Here is a 17,523-nt window from a genome sequence, read left to right as displayed (position 1 = left end):
ACCCTGCGGTTGTGCGGTTTTCTTTCCGCTGTTGGCCCCGGGCCCCCCCCACACCCGGGGGGGGGGGCCCATAGGTTTTATGCCCCCCCCCCCCGGGCGCCACGTTTCTGCTGAGACGGGGAGCGGGTCAGTTCTCCTCGTGGGAGACCGCGCGACGCGCGTCCGCGTCCAGCACGCCCCAGCTGATGAGCTGCTCGGTGAGGACCGAGGGGGACTGGTCGTAGATGACGGCGAGTGTGCGCAGGTCGTCCTGGCGGATCGAGAGCACCTTGCCGTTGTAGTCACCGCGCTGGGACTGGATCGTCGCCGCGTAGCGCTGCAGCGGGCCGGCCTTCTCGGCGGGCACGTGGGCCAGCCGCTCCAGGTCCAGGACCAGCTTCGGCGGCGGCTCGGCGGCCCCGCCCGGCGTGGTGCCCGGCAGCAGCTCCTGCACCGGAACCCCGTAGAAGTCAGCCAACTCGGCGAGGCGCTGCACGGTGACGGCACGGTCGCCGCGCTCGTACGACCCGACCACGACCGCCTTCCAGCGTCCCTGTGACTTCTCCTCGACACCGTGGAGGGAAAGGCCCTGCTGGGTGCGGATGGCCCGGAGCTTGGCCCCGAGCTGTTTGGCGTATTCGCTGGACATATAGCTCCCGGACACTGTGTCGACGCGGCTGCAGTGTTTCCGCGCCGCGCGGCTGGTAACTCACTGTGAGGTTACGCAGCGTTACGCTGCTGCGTCAAGCCGAATGGTCCGCACCGGCTCTTCCGTGGTACCGGTGTCCGATTACTCCATAGGGGTGATCAGGGGCGTCGCCCCGGCCTGCTACCGTGGATGGCGCAAATCCGACGTCCTTTAACGTCCGTCCCGTGAGGCGGAGAAGGAGGTCCGTTACTTATGGACACCCAGCAGTACGAGTCCGATGCGCGGCCGGTTCTCGAAGCCCCCGACATCGCGCGGGTCCTGACCCGCATCGCCCACGAGATCGTCGAACGCGCCAAGGGTGCCGACGACGTGGTGCTCCTCGGCATCCCGACCCGGGGCGTCTTCCTCGCCCAGCGGCTCGCCGTCAAGCTCGAAGAGATCACCGACCGCAAGATCCCGGTCGGTTCCCTCGACATCACCATGTACCGCGACGACCTGCGCATGCACCCGCCCCGCGCGCTGGCCCGCACCGACATCCCCGGTGACGGCATCGACGGCCGCCTGGTCGTTCTCGTCGACGACGTGCTCTTCTCCGGCCGCACCATCCGCGCCGCCCTCGACGCCCTGAACGACATCGGGCGCCCCCGCGCGGTGCAGCTCGCGGTCCTGGTCGACAGAGGCCACCGCGAACTGCCCATCCGCGCCGACTACGTCGGCAAGAACCTCCCCACGTCGCTGCGGGAGACGGTCAAGGTCCAGCTCGCCGAGGAGGACGGTCGCGACACCGTGCTGCTCGGCGCCAAGCAGACCCCGTAGCGGGCCGAGGGGCGTGCGCCGGTTCGGCGTGCCCCCGCCTGCCCGGAATCTCCTCTTTCGCGAACTGCCTTACGGAGCCTGACAGATGCAGCGTCATCTCATCTCGGCCGCCGACCTCACCCGCGACGACGCCGTCCTGATCCTCGACACCGCCGAGGAGATGGCCAGGGTCGCCGACCGGCCGATCAAGAAACTGCCGACCCTGCGCGGCCGTACCGTCGTGAACCTCTTCTTCGAGGACTCCACGCGCACGCGTATCTCCTTCGAAGCCGCCGAGAAGCGCCTCTCCGCCGACGTCATCAACTTCACCGCCAAGGGGTCGAGCGTCTCCAAGGGCGAGTCCCTCAAGGACACCGCGCAGACCCTGGAGGCCATGGGCGTCGACGCGGTCGTCATCCGGCACGGTGCCTCCGGGGCGCCGTACCGGCTCGCCACCTCCGGGTGGATCGACGCGGCCGTCATCAACGCCGGTGACGGCACCCACCAGCATCCGACGCAGGCCCTGCTGGACGCGTTCACCATGCGGCGCCGGCTGGTCGGCCGGGACGCCGGGATCGGGCAGGACCTGGAGGGCAAGCGGATCACGCTCGTCGGCGACATCCTGCACAGCCGGGTTGCCCGCTCGAACGTCGACCTGCTGCACACCCTGGGCGCCGAGGTCACCCTCGTCGCCCCGCCCACCCTGGTGCCGGTCGGCGTCGAGGCCTGGCCCTGCGAGGTGTCGTACGACCTCGACAGCACGCTCTCCAAGTCCGACGCGGTGATGCTGCTGCGCGTGCAGCGCGAGCGCATGAACGCGGCGTTCTTCCCGACCGAGCGCGAGTACTCGCGGCGCTACGGCCTCGATGGCGAGCGGATGGCGAAGATGCCCGAGCACGCCATCGTGATGCACCCGGGGCCGATGGTCCGGGGCATGGAGATCACCGCCGAGGTCGCCGACTCGGACCGCTGCACCGTCGTCGAGCAGGTCGCAAACGGAGTGTCCATCCGGATGGCCGTGCTCTATCTGCTTCTGGGCGGCAACGAACCCGCCGTCAGCCACGCCCGTATCGAGGAGAAGTAAGTCACATGAGCAAGATCCTGATCCGTGGTGCGAAGGTGCTCGGCGGCGAGCCGCAGGACGTCCTGATCGACGGTTCGCAGATTGCGGCGGTGGGCGTCGGTCTGAGCGCCGAGGGCGCCGAGGTCGTCGAGGCCGCCGGCAGGGTGCTGCTGCCCGGCCTCGTCGACCTGCACACCCACCTGCGCGAGCCCGGCCGCGAGGACTCCGAGACCGTCCTGACCGGTACCCGCGCGGCCGCCAGTGGTGGCTACACGGCCGTGTTCGCCATGGCCAACACCTTCCCCGTAGCCGACACCGCCGGTGTCGTTGAGCAGGTCTACCGGCTCGGCCAGGAGCACGGCTACTGCGATGTGCAGCCCATCGGCGCCGTCACGGTCGGCCTGGAGGGCAAGAAGCTCGCCGAGCTGGGCGCCATGCACGAGTCGGCCGCTGGGGTCACCGTCTTCTCCGACGACGGCAAGTGCGTCGACGACGCGGTGATCATGCGCCGCGCGCTGGAGTACGTGAAGGCCTTCGGCGGAGTCGTCGCCCAGCACGCCCAGGAGCCCCGGCTGACCGAGGGCGCCCAGATGAACGAGGGCGTCGTCTCGGCCGAACTCGGGCTCGGGGGCTGGCCTGCGGTGGCCGAGGAATCGATCATCGCCCGGGACGTCCTGCTCGCCGAGCACGTCGGCTCCCGCGTTCACATCTGCCACCTGTCGACCGCCGGGTCCGTCGAGATCGTCCGCTGGGCCAAGTCCCGCGGTATCGACGTCACCGCCGAGGTGACCCCGCACCACCTCCTCCTCACGGATGAGCTGGTGCGCTCCTACAACCCCGTCTTCAAGGTCAACCCGCCGCTGCGCACCGAGCGGGATGTGCTGGCCCTGCGCGAGGCGCTCGCCGACGGCACCATCGACATCGTCGCCACCGACCACGCCCCGCACCCGCACGAGGACAAGGACTGCGAGTGGGCCGCCGCCGCCATGGGGATGGTCGGCCTGGAGACCGCGTTGTCAGTGGTGCAGGAGACCATGGTGGACACCGGGCTCCTCACCTGGGCCGGGGTCGCCGAGCGCATGTCCGTCAAGCCCGCAGAGATCGGGCGGGCGGTGGGGCACGGCCGTCCCGTCTCGGCTGGTGAGCCCGCCAACCTCACGCTCGTCGACACGGAATACCGTGGGTCGGTGGACCCCGCGGGCTTCGCTTCGCGCAGTCGCAACACCCCGTACGAGGGGCGTGAGCTGCCGGGCCGTGTGACGCACACCTGGCTCCGGGGCAAGGCCACGCTCGTCGACGGGAAGCTCACGTGACACCTCTGGAACTGACCCACCTCGCGGCCGGGGAGAAGTCCGCCCCGGTGACCGACTGGGCCGCCCGTATCGGCTGGCTCGTCGGCCTCGCCCTGTTCATCGCGCTCGTCTACTGGCTGATGCGCGAGGGCTGGAAGTGGCGCGGCACACTCCAGGGAGACATCCCCGAGCTGCCCACCGCGCCGGAAGAGCCCGGCGAGGTGAGACTGACGATGAGCGGCCGCTACCACGGCTCCACCACCGCCGGGCAGTGGCTCGACCGCATCGTGGCGCACGGCCTGGGCACCCGCAGCCGGGTCGAGCTGACCCTGACGGAGGCCGGCCTGGACGTCGTACGACCGGGAGCCACCGACTTCTTCATCCCGGCCGGGGCGCTGCGCGAGGCCCTGCTCGGCAAGGGCATCGCCGGGAAGGTCCTCAGCGAGGGCGGCCTGCTGGTCGTGACGTGGGCACACGGCGACCGGCTGATCGACTCCGGGTTCCGCTCCGACCACGCGGCCGAGCACACGGAGTGGGTCGAGACCTTGAACAACATGATCAACAAGAGCATCGACACGGAAGGCGCACGATGACGACCTCCACAAGGGGAGCCGCCAAGGTTCCCGCCGTACTCGTCCTGGAGGACGGCCGGATCTTCCGCGGCCGTGCCTACGGGTCCGTGGGGGTGACCTTCGGCGAGGCCGTGTTCTCCACCGGCATGACCGGCTACCAGGAGACCCTGACCGACCCGTCGTACCACCGCCAGGTCGTCGTGATGACCGCCCCGCACATCGGCAACACCGGGGTGAACGACGAGGACCCCGAGTCGCAGCGCATCTGGGTCGCCGGTTACGTGGTGCGCGACCCCGCGCGCGTGCCGTCCAACTGGCGCTCCCGCCGCTCCCTGGACGAGGAGCTGCGCAACCAGGGCGTCGTCGGGATCTCCGGCATCGACACGCGCGCGTTGACCCGCCATCTGCGCGAGCGCGGCGCGATGAGGGTCGGCATCTTCTCCGGCCCCACGCTGCCCGACGACGACACCATGCTCGCCGAGGTGCGCCAGGCCCCCGAGATGACGGGCGCGAACCTCTCCGCCGAGGTCGCCACCAAGGAGACGTACGTCGTCCCCGCGATCGGTGAGAAGAAGTACACCGTCGCCGCCGTCGACCTCGGCATCAAGGGCATGACCCCGCACCGCATGGCCGAGCGCGGCATCGAGGTGCACGTGCTCCCGGCCACCGCGACCGTCGAGGACGTGTACGCCGTACAGCCCGACGGGGTCTTCTTCTCCAACGGACCCGGCGACCCCGCCACCGCCGACCACCCGGTCGCCGTCATGCAGGCCGTCCTGGAGCGCGGTACGCCGCTCTTCGGCATCTGCTTCGGCAACCAGATCCTCGGCCGCGCGCTCGGCTTCGGCACGTACAAGCTGAAGTACGGCCACCGGGGCATCAACCAGCCCGTGCAGGACCGCACGACGGGCAAGGTCGAGGTCACCGCGCACAACCACGGCTTCGCCGTCGACGCGCCCCTCGACAAGGTCTCCGACACGCCGTACGGCCGCGCCGAGGTCTCGCACGTCTGCCTGAACGACCAGGTCGTCGAGGGGCTGCGGCTGCTCGACCGGCCGGCGTTCAGCGTCCAGTACCACCCCGAGGCGGCGGCCGGCCCGCACGACGCCGCCTACCTGTTCGACCGCTTCACATCCTTGATGGAGGGCCAGCGTGCCTAAGCGCACCGATATCCAGTCCGTCCTGGTCATCGGCTCCGGCCCGATCGTCATCGGCCAGGCCGCCGAGTTCGACTACTCCGGCACCCAGGCCTGCCGCATCCTGCGCGCCGAGGGCCTCCGCGTCATCCTGGTCAACTCCAACCCGGCGACGATCATGACCGACCCGGAGATCGCCGACGCCACCTACGTCGAGCCGATCACCCCGGACTTCGTCGAGAAGATCATCGCCAAGGAGCGGCCGGACGCCCTGCTGCCCACCCTGGGCGGCCAGACGGCGCTCAACACCGCCATCTCGCTGCACGAGGCGGGCACCCTGGAGAAGTACGGCGTCGAGCTGATCGGCGCCAACGTCGAGGCCATCAACAAGGGCGAGGACCGCGACCTCTTCAAGGGCGTCGTCGAGGCCGTCCGCCAGAAGATCGGGTACGGCGAGTCCGCCCGCTCGGTCATCTGCCACTCCATGGACGACGTCATCCAGGGCGTCGACACGCTCGGCGGCTACCCGGTCGTCGTCCGCCCCTCCTTCACGATGGGCGGCGCGGGCTCCGGCTTCGCGCACGACGAGGAGGAGCTGCGCCGCATCGCAGGCCAGGGCCTGACCCTCTCGCCGACCACCGAGGTCCTCCTGGAGGAGTCCATCCTCGGCTGGAAGGAGTACGAGCTGGAGCTGATGCGCGACAAGAACGACAACGTCGTGGTCGTCTGCTCCATTGAGAACTTCGACCCCATGGGCGTGCACACCGGTGACTCGATCACGGTCGCCCCGGCGATGACGCTGACCGACCGCGAGTACCAGGTGCTGCGTGACGTGGGCATCGCGATCATCCGCGAGGTTGGCGTCGACACCGGCGGCTGCAACATCCAGTTCGCGATCGACCCGGTCGACGGCCGCGTCATCGTCATCGAGATGAACCCGCGCGTGTCCCGCTCCTCGGCCCTCGCCTCCAAGGCGACCGGCTTCCCGATCGCCAAGATCGCCGCCAAGCTGGCCGTCGGCTACACGCTCGACGAGATCCCGAACGACATCACGCGCGAGACCCCGGCCTCCTTCGAGCCGACTCTCGACTACGTGGTCGTCAAGGCGCCCCGTTTCGCCTTCGAGAAGTTCCCGTCGGCCGACTCCACCCTCACGACCACCATGAAGTCGGTCGGCGAGGCCATGGCCATCGGCCGCAACTTCACCGAGGCCTTCCAGAAGGCGCTGCGCTCCCTGGAGAAGAAGGGCAGCCAGTTCACGTTCGTCGGCGAGCCCGGTGACAAGGTCCAGCTCCTGGAGGAGGCCGTACGGCCCACCGACGGGCGGATCAACACCGTCATGCAGGCCATCCGCGCGGGCGCCACCCAGGAGGAGGTCTTCGAGTACACGAAGATCGACCCCTGGTTCGTCGACCAGCTCTTCCTCATCAAGGAGATCGCCGACGAACTGGCCGCCGCCGACAAGCTGGACCCGGAGCTGCTCGCCGAGGCCAAGCGGCACGGCTTCTCCGACCAGCAGATCGGCGAGATCCGCGGCCTGCGCGAGGACGTCGTCCGCGAGGTGCGGCACGCGCTCGGCATCCGCCCGGTCTACAAGACGGTCGACACCTGTGCCGCCGAGTTCGCCGCGAAGACCCCGTACTTCTACTCGTCCTACGACGAGGAGAACGAGGTCGCCCCGCGCGAGAAGCCCGCGGTCATCATCCTGGGGTCGGGCCCCAACCGCATCGGCCAGGGCATCGAGTTCGACTACTCCTGCGTCCACGCCTCCTTCGCGCTCAGCGACGCGGGCTACGAGACCGTGATGGTCAACTGCAACCCGGAGACCGTCTCCACGGACTACGACACCTCCGACCGCCTGTACTTCGAGCCCCTGACGCTGGAAGACGTGCTGGAGATCGTCCACGCGGAGCAGCAGGCGGGCCCGGTCGCGGGCGTGATCGTCCAGCTCGGCGGCCAGACCCCGCTGGGCCTGGCACAGGCGCTCAAGGACAACGGCGTCCCGGTCGTCGGCACGTCCCCGGAGGCGATCCACGCCGCCGAGGACCGCGGCGCCTTCGGCCAGGTCCTCGCGGAGGCGGGCCTCCCGGCCCCCAAGCACGGCACGGCGACCACCTTCGTCGGCGCCAAGGCCATCGCCGACGAGATCGGCTACCCGGTCCTCGTCCGCCCGTCGTACGTCCTCGGCGGACGCGGCATGGAGATCGTCTACGACGAGACCCGCCTGGAGTCGTACATCGCCGAGTCCACCGAGATCAGCCCCTCCCGGCCGGTCCTGGTCGACCGCTTCCTGGACGACGCCATCGAGATCGACGTCGACGCGCTCTACGACGGCCACGAGCTCTACCTCGGCGGTGTCATGGAGCACATCGAGGAGGCCGGCATCCACTCCGGCGACTCGGCGTGCGCCCTGCCGCCGATCACCCTGGGCGGCTTCGACATCAAGCGCCTGCGGACCTCGACCGAGGCCATCGCCAAGGGAGTGGGCGTCCGCGGACTGATCAACATCCAGTTCGCGCTGGCCGGCGACATCCTCTACGTCCTGGAGGCCAACCCGCGCGCGTCCCGCACGGTCCCCTTCACCTCGAAGGCGACCGCGGTACCGCTCGCGAAGGCCGCCGCCCGCATCTCGCTGGGTGCGACCGTCGCCGAACTGCGCGCCGAGGGGCTCCTCCCGGCCAACGGCGACGGCGGCACGCTGCCGCTCGACGCGCCGATCTCCGTCAAGGAGGCCGTCATGCCGTGGTCGCGCTTCCGCGACATCCACGGGCGTGGCGTCGACACCGTCCTCGGCCCGGAGATGCGCTCCACCGGCGAGGTCATGGGCATCGACTCCGTCTTCGGCACGGCGTACGCCAAGTCCCAGGCGGGTGCCTACGGCCCGCTGCCCACCAAGGGCCGCGCGTTCATCTCGGTCGCCAACCGCGACAAGCGCTCGATGATCTTCCCGGCACGCGAACTGGTCGCCCACGGCTTCGAGTTGCTCGCCACCTCCGGCACCGCCGAGGTCCTCAGGCGCAACGGCCTGAACGCGACGGTCGTCCGCAAGCAGTCCGAGGGCGTCGGCCCGAACGGCGAGAAGACCATCGTCCAGCTCATCCACGACGGCGAGGTCGACCTCATCGTCAACACCCCGTACGGCACCGGCGGCCGCCTCGACGGCTACGAGATCCGTACGGCGGCCGTGGCGCGGTCCGTGCCCTGCCTCACGACGGTCCAGGCGCTCGCCGCCGCCGTCCAGGGCATCGACGCCCTCAACCACGGTGACGTGGGCGTGCGTTCACTCCAGGAACACGCCGAACACCTGACCGCGGCCCGCGACTAGCAGCCCTGAGGGGGACACCGGAAACGGTGTCCCCCTTCTCGTGAGGACACTGAGATGTACAAGCTTTTCTTCCGCCTGGTCTTCAAACGGATGGACCCGGAGCAGGCCCACCACCTCGCCTTCCGCTGGATCCGGCTCGCCGTCCGCATCCCCGTCCTGCGGACGTTCGTCGCGGCCGCCCTCGCGCCCCGGTACGAGGAGCTGCGCACGGAAGCCTTCGGGCTGCGGATGCACGGCCCGTTCGGGCTCGCCGCCGGCTTCGACAAGAACGCGGTCGCCATCGACGGGATGTCGATGCTCGGCTTCGACCACGTCGAGATCGGCACGGTCACGGGGGAGCCGCAGCCCGGCAACCCCAAGAAGCGGCTGTTCCGCCTCGTGCCGGACCGCGCGCTGATCAACCGCATGGGCTTCAACAACGAGGGTTCCGCGGCCGTGGCAGCCCGCCTGGCGGCTCGTGAGGCGGTCTTCAGGACCGTCGTGGGCGTCAACATCGGCAAGACCAAGGTCGTACCCGAGGAGGAGGCCGTCGGCGACTACGTGAAGTCGACCGAGCGGCTCGCCCGGCATGCCGACTACCTGGTCGTCAACGTGTCGTCGCCCAACACGCCCGGGCTGCGCAACCTCCAGGCGACCGAGGCACTGCGCCCGCTGCTGAGCGCCGTCCGTGAGGCCGCCGACCGCGCGGTGACCGACCGTAGCGTCCCGCTCCTGGTGAAGATCGCCCCGGACCTCGCCGACGAGGACGTGGACGCGGTCGCCGACCTCGCCGTCGAACTCGGCCTGGACGGCATCATCGCCACGAACACCACCATCGCGCGCGAGGGCCTCGGTCTGAAATCCGAACCCGAACTCGTCAAAGAGACCGGCGGGCTGTCCGGAGCCCCGCTGAAGTCCCGTTCCCTGGAGGTACTGCGCCGCCTCTACGCGCGCGTGGGCGACCGCATCACCCTCGTGGGCGTCGGCGGCATCGAGAACGCCGAGGACGCCTGGGAGCGCATCCTCGCCGGCGCCACGCTCGTGCAGGGCTACAGCGCCTTCATCTACGAGGGGCCCTTCTGGGGCCGCGCCATTCACAAGGGCCTCGCCGCGCGCCTGCGCACGAGCCCGTACGCCACCCTCGCCGACGCGGTCGGCGCCGACGTAAGGAAGCAGCCGGTATGAGCCCCCTGGAACCCTTCGGTGCCCGCCTCCGCTCGGCCATGGACGAGCGCGGCCCGCTCTGTGTCGGCATCGACCCGCACGCCTCGCTGCTCACCCAGTGGGGCCTGAACGACGACGTCGCCGGCCTGGAGCGGTTCAGCCGCACGGTCGTCGAGGCGCTCGCCGACCGGGTCGCCGTCCTCAAGCCGCAGAGCGCCTTCTTCGAGCGCTTCGGCTCGCGCGGGATCGCCGTCCTGGAGAAGTCCGTCGAGGAGGCGCGGGCGGCCGGCGCGCTGGTCGTGATGGACGCCAAGCGCGGCGACATCGGTTCGACCATGGCCGCGTACGCCGAGTCCTTCCTCCGGAAGGACTCGTCTCTGTTCTCCGACGCGCTGACGGTCTCGCCGTATCTCGGCTACGGCTCGCTCGCCCCGGCGATCGAACTGGCGCGAGAGAGCGGCGCGGGCCTCTTCGTGCTCGCGCTGACCTCCAACCCGGAGGGCGGCGAGGTGCAGCACGCGGTCCGCGCGGACGGCCGGAACATCGGAGCGACCATGCTGGCCCACCTGGCCGCCGAGAACGCCGGGGAGGAGCCGCTGGGCTCCTTCGGGGCCGTCGTCGGCGCCACGCTGGGCGACCTGTCGTCGTACGACCTCGCGTTCGACGGTCCGATCCTCGCGCCCGGCATCGGGGCGCAGGGGGCCACTCCGGCCGATCTTCCCGGGGTCTTCGGAGCGGTGCTGCGCAATGTCGTCCCGAACGTGAGCCGAGGTGTTCTACGTCACGGTCCCGACGTGGCAGCGCTGCGAGCGGCCTCGGAACGCTTCGCGGAGGAGATTCGCGTCGCCTTTGCGACCGTCTGAGGTGTTCGAACGGGTCGATCGAGTCCTCCGATGAGTGGTTCGACGAGCGACTCCGGAGCGACTTGAGTCTGAATACATCCTCAAATCAGGGGCGTTATGTCGGAAATGTCCGGCCTGGCGCAGGCTGACCAGGACTTTTCCTCTGTTCTCGCTGACTGTGGCGTCCCTGGCCGCTAGTCTCCGAGCAGAGTCAACGGGCAAGCGTGTTGCTCGTAGCTCCCCAGGTGTGGGGCGACTAGGTTCCTCACCGGTCCGTATCCGACAGTTCGACATCCGAGGTGACGTAGGCGTGGCTCTTCCGCCCCTTACCCCTGAACAGCGCGCAGCCGCGCTCGAAAAGGCCGCCGCGGCTCGCCGGGAGCGGGCCGAGGTCAAGAATCGACTCAAGCACTCCGGCGCCTCCCTGCATGACGTCATCAAGCAGGGCCAGGAGAACGACGTCATCGGCAAGATGAAGGTCTCCGCCCTGCTTGAGTCCCTGCCCGGCGTGGGCAAGGTCCGCGCCAAGCAGATCATGGAGCGACTCGGTATCTCCGAGAGCCGCCGTGTCCGTGGCCTTGGTTCCAACCAGATCGCCTCCCTGGAGCGTGAGTTCGGCAGCACTGGTTCCTGAGTCCGGGTACTCCGGACCGGGAGTCCCGGGCACACCGGGATTGCTGGAATAATCGCTGCATGGCTGCAACATTCCGGGGGACGACCCCCGAGCCCCCGGACGTACGTCCGCGGCTGACCGTGCTCTCCGGCCCTTCTGGGGTCGGCAAGAGCACGGTCGTCGCCCATATGCGCAAGGAACACCCCGAGGTGTGGCTCTCGGTGTCGGCGACGACCCGCAGGCCCCGCCCCGGTGAGAAGCACGGCGTCCACTACTTCTTCGTCTCCGACGAGGAGATGGACAAGCTGATCGCCAACGGCGAGCTTCTGGAGTGGGCCGAATTCGCCGGCAACCGCTACGGCACGCCGCGTACGGCTGTGCTGGAGCACCTGGAGTCCGGCGTGCCGGTCCTTCTGGAGATCGATCTCCAGGGCGCCCGGCAGGTCCGCGAGTCCATGTCCGAGGCGCACTCGGTGTTCCTGGCTCCTCCCTCCTGGGAGGAGCTGGTGCGCAGGCTCACCGGACGGGGCACCGAGCCGCCCGAGGTGATCGAGCGCCGCCTGGACGCGGCCAAGATCGAGCTCGCGGCGGAGCCCGAGTTCGACGCGACCCTGGTCAACACCTCCGTCGAGGACGTAGCGCGCGAGCTGCTAGCCTTGATGGAAGTTGTGTGATCGTTTTTCCGATCTCATCCCATCTTTCGGAAGGCAGAGCGTGTCCTCTTCCATCACCGCTCCCGAGGGCATCATCAACCCTCCGATCGACGAGCTTCTTGAGGCCACCGATTCGAAGTACAGCCTCGTGATCTACGCCGCCAAGCGTGCCCGTCAGATCAACGCGTACTACTCGCAGCTCGGCGAGGGCCTCCTGGAGTACGTCGGTCCGCTCGTCGACACCCACGTCCACGAGAAGCCGCTCTCCATCGCCCTGCGTGAGATCAACGCGGGTCTGCTGACCTCCGAGGCCGTCGAGGGCCCCGCGACCTGAGACGCAGCAGCTTTATCCACAGGCCCGGCAGCGACTGTCGGGCCTGTGGTGTGTCATGGAGTCGTACGGTCGCACGAGCCGCATTCACGTTCCGAACTCGGGGAGAGACGGTGGACAAGCCCAAGGTCGTTCTGGGGGTCAGCGGTGGCATCGCCGCGTACAAGGCCTGTGAGCTGCTGCGCAGACTGACGGAGTCGGGCCATGACGTCCGTGTCGTCCCCACCGCGTCCGCCCTGCACTTCGTCGGCGCGGCCACCTGGTCCGCGCTCTCCGGGCACCCCGTCTCGACCGAGGTGTGGGACGACGTCCACGAGGTCCCGCACGTGCGCATCGGCCAGAGCGCCGACCTGGTGATCGTGGCTCCGGCGACGGCGGACATGCTGGCGAAGGCGGCCCACGGCCTGGCCGACGACCTCCTCACCAACGCCCTTCTCACCGCCCGCTGTCCGGTCGTCTTCGCGCCCGCCATGCACACGGAGATGTGGGAACACCCGGCCACTCAGGAGAACGTGGCGACACTGCGCCGCCGCGGTGCCGTCGTGATCGAGCCCGCCGTCGGCCGGCTGACCGGCGTCGACACCGGCAAGGGCCGGCTGCCCGACCCCACCGAGATCTTCGAGGTCTGCCGCCGGGTGCTCGCGCGGGGCGTCACCGAGCCCGACCTCAAGGGCCGGCACGTCGTCGTCAGCGCCGGCGGCACCCGCGAGCCCCTCGACCCGGTCCGCTTCCTCGGCAACCGCTCCTCCGGCAAGCAGGGTTACGCCCTCGCGCGCACCGCCGCCGCCCGGGGCGCCCGGGTCACGCTGATCGCGGCGAACACGGGGCTGCCGGACCCGGCGGGCGTGGACGTCGTCCCGGTCGGGACCGCCGTACAGCTGCGGGAAACAGTGCTGAAGGCCGCCGCGGACGCGGACGCGGTCGTCATGGCCGCGGCGGTCGCGGACTTCCGCCCGGCGGAGTACGCGGCCGGGAAGATCAAGAAGAAGGACGACAAGGAACCCGACCCGATCGTCCTGGTGCGGAATCCGGACATCCTCGCGGAGATCTCCGCCGACCGGGCCCGCCCGGGACAGGTGGTCGTCGGGTTCGCCGCCGAGACGGACGACGTCCTCGCCAACGGCCGTACCAAACTGGCCCGTAAAGGGTGCGATCTGCTGGTGGTGAACGAGGTGGGGGAGCGCAAGACGTTCGGTTCCGAGGAGAACGAGGCGGTTGTGCTGGGCGCCGACGGAAGCGAGACCGCCGTTCCGTACGGTCCGAAGGAAGCCCTGGCCGAGACCGTGTGGGACCTGGTCGCACACCGTCTCGCCTGATTTGTTTCAGCCGTCTGTCAGTTCGCTGAAACCTGACATTCGTGCGTGGCGGCTCTGGCCAACGGCACTCGGCATTCGGCAAGATGCGCGTGCCGCAGGTCACAGCGTTTCCCGAGAGGCGAGACAGGTGGACCGTCTGTCGACCGCGACCGATAAACTGTTCTCGGATGATGTCGGGCGCAGCTCCCGTCCGTCCGCCAATGATCAGCCAGCAGCCGCTGCAACCTCAGGGAGCGTTGTGTCCCGTCGCCTGTTCACCTCGGAGTCCGTGACCGAAGGTCACCCCGACAAGATCGCTGACCAGATCAGTGACACCATTCTCGACGCGCTTCTGGCGGAGGACCCGACCTCTCGGGTCGCCGTCGAGACGTTGATCACGACCGGCCTGGTGCATGTGGCCGGCGAGGTCACCACCAAGACCTACGCGCCCATCGCGCAGCTCGTCCGGGACAAGATCCTGGAGATCGGCTACGACTCCTCCAAGAAGGGCTTCGACGGCGCCTCCTGTGGCGTGTCGGTGTCCATCGGCGCGCAGTCCCCGGACATCGCGCAGGGTGTCGACACGGCGTACGAGAACCGTGTCGAGGGTGATGACGACGAGCTCGACAAGCAGGGTGCGGGCGACCAGGGTCTGATGTTCGGCTACGCGACGGACGAGACGCCGACGCTGATGCCGCTCCCGATCTTCCTGGCGCACCGCCTGTCGAAGCGTCTCTCGGAGGTCCGCAAGAACGGGACGATCCCGTACCTGCGCCCCGACGGCAAGACCCAGGTCACCATCGAGTACGACGGCGACAAGGCCGTCCGCCTCGATACCGTGGTCGTCTCCTCGCAGCACGCGTCCGACATCGACCTGGAGTCGCTGCTCGCGCCCGACATCCGCGAGTTCGTGGTCGAGGCCGAGCTGAAGGCGCTCGTGGAAGAGGGCATCAAGCTCGACACCGACGGCTACCGTCTGCTCGTGAACCCGACCGGCCGTTTCGAGATCGGTGGCCCGATGGGTGACGCGGGTCTGACCGGCCGCAAGATCATCATCGACACGTACGGCGGCATGGCCCGTCACGGCGGTGGCGCGTTCTCGGGCAAGGACCCGTCCAAGGTGGACCGTTCGGCGGCGTACGCGATGCGCTGGGTCGCCAAGAACGTCGTCGCCGCGGGCCTTGCCTCGCGTTGCGAGGTGCAGGTGGCGTACGCGATCGGCAAGGCCGAGCCGGTGGGTCTGTTCGTCGAGACGTTCGGTACGGAGAAGGTCGACACGGACCGGATCGAGAAGGCGATCGACGAGGTCTTCGACCTGCGTCCGGCCGCCATCATCCGCGACCTGGACCTGCTGCGCCCGATCTACGCCCAGACCGCCGCGTACGGTCACTTCGGCCGCGAGATCCCCGACTTCACGTGGGAGCGCACCGACCGCGTGGACGCGCTGCGCAAGGCCGCGGGCCTGTAGGTTCCGCGTCGTCGTCAGGCTCTGCGAGGCCCGGTTTCCCTTGGGGGAGCCGGGCCTCGGTGTTTCACACAAGGGTCAGCGGCGGATACGGCGGCCCGACGCGAGGAGTGCCGCCGCTGTGATAGCTGCGATGACCGCCGTCGAGTGTGTGTAGGCCGGGGTGTCGCCGGTGACGGCTGCCTGGAAGCCGTGGAGGGCCCAGTAGCCCGGGGTCGCGGGGGCCACCGTGGACACCCAGTGGGGGAGGACGGTGAGGGGGACCAGGCAGCCGCTGAGGCAGGTGATCGTGAGGGCGCCGATGTCGGAGGCGGCGGCCAACTGGCCCTGGGTGCGGGCGTGGACGCCGAGTGCCAGGCCGCAGGAGGTGACGCAGGCCGCCCAGAGGAGGGCCAGCAGGGGGAGGCGCCAGGTGCCGGCGGTGAGGGGGAAGCCGAAGGCCGCGGTCGCGAAGAGGAACAGCACGGATTGTTGGGTCAGGAACAGTGCGATCAGGGGGAGGGCCTTGCCGGCCAGGATCGCCGCGAGGGACGCCGGGCCGGAGCGCAGGCGGTCCCAGGTGTGCCAGGTGCGTTCGGAGAGCAGGAGTTGGCCTGCCACGTCCAGGGCGAGCAGGGTGAACATCACCGCGATGCCCGGAGCGGCCTGCACGATGCCCGCTGTGCCGGGGGTGGCCAGGCGGTCGTACACCGGGTGGAGCACGCTCAGGAGCACCAGGGACATGACGGTGTAGGCGAGCGGGGTTCCCGGGTCCCGTATGAGCAGGACGAGGGTGTGGCGGGTCATGACCCAGGTGCGGTGGGCCGGGGCGGCCCCGGCTGCCGCCGGTTCAGGCCGCATCGTGGGTCTCCGTGGGGAGTTGGTGGGTGGCGAGGCTGCGGTAGAGGTCGTCGAGCGACGGTTCGCGGATCGCGGCCGAGCGGACCCGGGCGGTGTCGGGGCCCAGGTCCCGGAGCAGCCGGGCCAGTGCCTGGGCCGGGTCCGTGGTGCTGAAGCGCAGTTCCCCAGGGGGAGTTGAGGTCTGTGCCAGGTGCTCCGGTACGGCGCCGGTGAACGTCACGGTGACCTCACCGGGCAGGCCGTCGAGGAGGTCGGCGCGGTTCCCGCGGGCGATCACCCGGCCGGACTCGGCGACCGCGAGCGTGGCGTCCAGGTGCTCCAACTCCGGTAGGTAGTGCGTGGTGTAGCAGATCGCGGCGCCTTCCTCGGCGCGGGTCCTGACGAGTCGTAGCAGCGCTTCGCGGGTGGTGGGGTCGGCGCCGACGGTGGGTTCGTCGAGCAGCAGCACGCGGGGGCGGGGGAGGAGGACCGTGGCTGCCTGGGCGCGGCGCTGCTGGCCGCCGGAGAGTGTCGCGATCGGGCGGTCGAGTACGTCGGTGAGGAGCGACTCCTCGGCTACGGCGGCCAGTTCAGCGCGCAGTTGGGTTCGGCGCAGGCCGGCGAGGCCGCCGTAGAGGCGCAGGTTCTCGCGGAGTGTGGCGGTTGGGTAGAGGGCCAGTTCCTGGGGTGCGAGGCCGATCAGGCGGCGTGCGGAGCGCTGGGCCGTGGCGAGGTCCACTCCGGCTGCGCGGACTGCGCCCGCGTCGGGGCGCTCCAGGCCGGCGACGACGCGGGCGAAGGTGGTTTTGCCGGCGCCGTTGTGGCCGATCAGGCCGCAGATCTCGCCGGGCTCGATGTGGAGGTCGAAGCCGTCCAGGGCTTGGACCGGGCCCCACCGTTTGCGCAGGCCGCTGACGGTCAGCATGGTCGCTCCCTCGATATATACAACGTATACGTATACTGTGTATACGTAGCTTCGAGGGAGGATGTCAAGTGACGCCACGGCGGATCAGTCGTAATCAAGTGCTGGACGTGACCTGGGAGTTGGCGACCCGGAAAGGGCTGCCGGCCGTCACGATGCGGGCCGTCGCGCAGGAACTCGACGTCAACCCGATGACCCTCTACCGGCACGTCGGCGACAAGCAGGGACTCCTCGACGGCCTCGTGGAACGGCTGCTGCTGGAGATCGAGGTGCCCGGTCCCGGGCTCGACTGGCGCGAGCAACTGCGCCTGCTCGCCCACAGCATGCGGGCCACGGCCCTCCGCCACCCCGACCTGTTCCTGCTGCTCTTCCAACGGCCGGCGGTCACACCGGAGGCCGTCGGGCCGCGCAACGCGGTCTACGGCGCCCTGCGCGCCGCCGGTCTCCAGGAGGAGCGGATTCCGCGGGCCGAGCGGCTGCTGTCCACGTTCATGCTCGGGTTCGCCGCCTCGGAGGCCGGGGGACGGTTCCGGGGCGGTGACCCGGACGAGGACATGGCCTTCGCGGAAGACCTCATCGGCAGGCTCTTGGCCGAGGGCTAGAAGGCCGAGTGCGAACGGCGGCGGTCG

The 17,523-nt window shown here is 69.6% G+C and carries 17 protein-coding genes; 14 read left to right on the top strand and 3 right to left on the bottom strand.

Going from position 1 to position 17,523, the window contains the following annotated elements; genetic code table 11:
• Window positions 1–127 precede the first annotated feature (127 nt).
• The gene (gene bldD, locus ACGFY9_RS43115; RefSeq protein ID WP_019059743.1) at window positions 128–628 is read right to left on the bottom strand and encodes a transcriptional regulator BldD; all 501 of its coding nucleotides are present in this window, start codon (window positions 626–628) and stop codon (window positions 128–130) included.
• 252 nt (window positions 629–880) lie between these two features.
• Here bldD and pyrR point away from each other — a divergent pair, with 252 nt between their 5' ends.
• From pyrR to metK, 13 genes are all read left to right on the top strand, one after another.
• Window positions 881–1,444, top strand: a complete 564-nt coding sequence (gene pyrR, locus ACGFY9_RS43110; RefSeq protein ID WP_019066396.1) for a bifunctional pyr operon transcriptional regulator/uracil phosphoribosyltransferase PyrR — start codon at window positions 881–883, stop codon at window positions 1,442–1,444.
• Window positions 1,445–1,529: 85 nt separating this feature from the next.
• Window positions 1,530–2,507: an aspartate carbamoyltransferase catalytic subunit gene (locus ACGFY9_RS43105; protein WP_033282287.1), complete on the top strand. Its 978-nt coding sequence runs from the start codon at window positions 1,530–1,532 to the stop codon at window positions 2,505–2,507.
• A 5-nt stretch (window positions 2,508–2,512) separates the two neighbouring features.
• Window positions 2,513–3,799 carry a dihydroorotase gene (locus ACGFY9_RS43100; RefSeq protein ID WP_393763719.1) on the top strand — a complete coding sequence of 429 codons (1,287 nt, stop codon included), beginning with the start codon at window positions 2,513–2,515 and terminating at the stop codon, window positions 3,797–3,799.
• Window positions 3,796–4,371, top strand: coding sequence for a hypothetical protein (locus ACGFY9_RS43095; protein WP_393763717.1), 576 nt, complete (start codon window positions 3,796–3,798; stop codon window positions 4,369–4,371). The genes ACGFY9_RS43100 and ACGFY9_RS43095 overlap by 4 nt, the downstream gene beginning before the upstream one ends.
• Window positions 4,368–5,510 carry a glutamine-hydrolyzing carbamoyl-phosphate synthase small subunit gene (gene carA, locus ACGFY9_RS43090; protein WP_393763715.1) on the top strand — a complete coding sequence of 381 codons (1,143 nt, stop codon included), beginning with the start codon at window positions 4,368–4,370 and terminating at the stop codon, window positions 5,508–5,510. Before ACGFY9_RS43095 ends, carA begins: the two co-directional genes overlap by 4 nt.
• Window positions 5,503–8,811 carry a carbamoyl-phosphate synthase large subunit gene (gene carB, locus ACGFY9_RS43085; RefSeq protein ID WP_393763713.1) on the top strand — a complete coding sequence of 1,103 codons (3,309 nt, stop codon included), beginning with the start codon at window positions 5,503–5,505 and terminating at the stop codon, window positions 8,809–8,811. The genes carA and carB overlap by 8 nt, the downstream gene beginning before the upstream one ends.
• Before the next feature lie 54 nt (window positions 8,812–8,865).
• Window positions 8,866–9,975 carry a quinone-dependent dihydroorotate dehydrogenase gene (locus ACGFY9_RS43080; RefSeq protein ID WP_393763711.1) on the top strand — a complete coding sequence of 370 codons (1,110 nt, stop codon included), beginning with the start codon at window positions 8,866–8,868 and terminating at the stop codon, window positions 9,973–9,975.
• A complete protein-coding gene (pyrF, locus tag ACGFY9_RS43075; protein ID WP_393763710.1) occupies window positions 9,972–10,817 on the top strand; it encodes an orotidine-5'-phosphate decarboxylase in 846 nt (281 codons plus the stop codon). Before ACGFY9_RS43080 ends, pyrF begins: the two co-directional genes overlap by 4 nt.
• 289 nt (window positions 10,818–11,106) lie before the next feature.
• Complete coding sequence (locus tag ACGFY9_RS43070; protein WP_019059734.1) at window positions 11,107–11,430, top strand: integration host factor; 324 nt, start codon at window positions 11,107–11,109, stop codon at window positions 11,428–11,430.
• A gap of 59 nt (window positions 11,431–11,489) precedes the next feature.
• On the top strand, window positions 11,490–12,083 hold the full coding sequence (gene gmk, locus ACGFY9_RS43065; RefSeq protein ID WP_366097417.1) for a guanylate kinase: 594 nt from the start codon (window positions 11,490–11,492) through the stop codon (window positions 12,081–12,083).
• Between the two features lie 40 nt (window positions 12,084–12,123).
• A complete protein-coding gene (gene rpoZ, locus ACGFY9_RS43060; protein ID WP_019059732.1) occupies window positions 12,124–12,396 on the top strand; it encodes a DNA-directed RNA polymerase subunit omega in 273 nt (90 codons plus the stop codon).
• A gap of 110 nt (window positions 12,397–12,506) precedes the next feature.
• Window positions 12,507–13,709 carry a bifunctional phosphopantothenoylcysteine decarboxylase/phosphopantothenate--cysteine ligase CoaBC gene (gene coaBC, locus ACGFY9_RS43055; protein WP_393763707.1) on the top strand — a complete coding sequence of 401 codons (1,203 nt, stop codon included), beginning with the start codon at window positions 12,507–12,509 and terminating at the stop codon, window positions 13,707–13,709.
• 238 nt (window positions 13,710–13,947) lie between these two features.
• Window positions 13,948–15,156 (top strand): methionine adenosyltransferase, encoded by a 1,209-nt coding sequence (gene metK / locus ACGFY9_RS43050; RefSeq protein ID WP_393763705.1) that lies wholly within the window; start codon window positions 13,948–13,950, stop codon window positions 15,154–15,156.
• Between the two features lie 75 nt (window positions 15,157–15,231).
• Here the strand turns inward: metK and ACGFY9_RS43045 are convergent, their stop codons facing one another.
• Together ACGFY9_RS43045 and ACGFY9_RS43040 are read right to left on the bottom strand one after the other, a co-directional pair.
• Window positions 15,232–15,993 (bottom strand): ABC transporter permease, encoded by a 762-nt coding sequence (locus tag ACGFY9_RS43045; protein ID WP_393763703.1) that lies wholly within the window; start codon window positions 15,991–15,993, stop codon window positions 15,232–15,234.
• On the bottom strand, window positions 15,983–16,897 hold the full coding sequence (locus ACGFY9_RS43040) for an ABC transporter ATP-binding protein (RefSeq protein ID WP_393763701.1): 915 nt from the start codon (window positions 16,895–16,897) through the stop codon (window positions 15,983–15,985). Before ACGFY9_RS43040 ends, ACGFY9_RS43045 begins: the two co-directional genes overlap by 11 nt.
• A gap of 68 nt (window positions 16,898–16,965) precedes the next feature.
• On the opposite strand from ACGFY9_RS43040, the gene ACGFY9_RS43035 reads away from it, so the two are divergent.
• Entirely contained in the window at window positions 16,966–17,496 is a 531-nt protein-coding gene (locus ACGFY9_RS43035; RefSeq protein ID WP_393763699.1) for a TetR/AcrR family transcriptional regulator, read from the top strand.
• The last annotated feature ends 27 nt before the right edge of the window (window positions 17,497–17,523 follow it).

The sequence above is a fragment of the Streptomyces sp. NPDC048504 genome (assembly GCF_043200035.1).
GTDB lineage: Bacteria > Actinomycetota > Actinomycetes > Streptomycetales > Streptomycetaceae > Streptomyces.
This window is presented reverse-complemented; position numbering and strand designations above follow the sequence as displayed.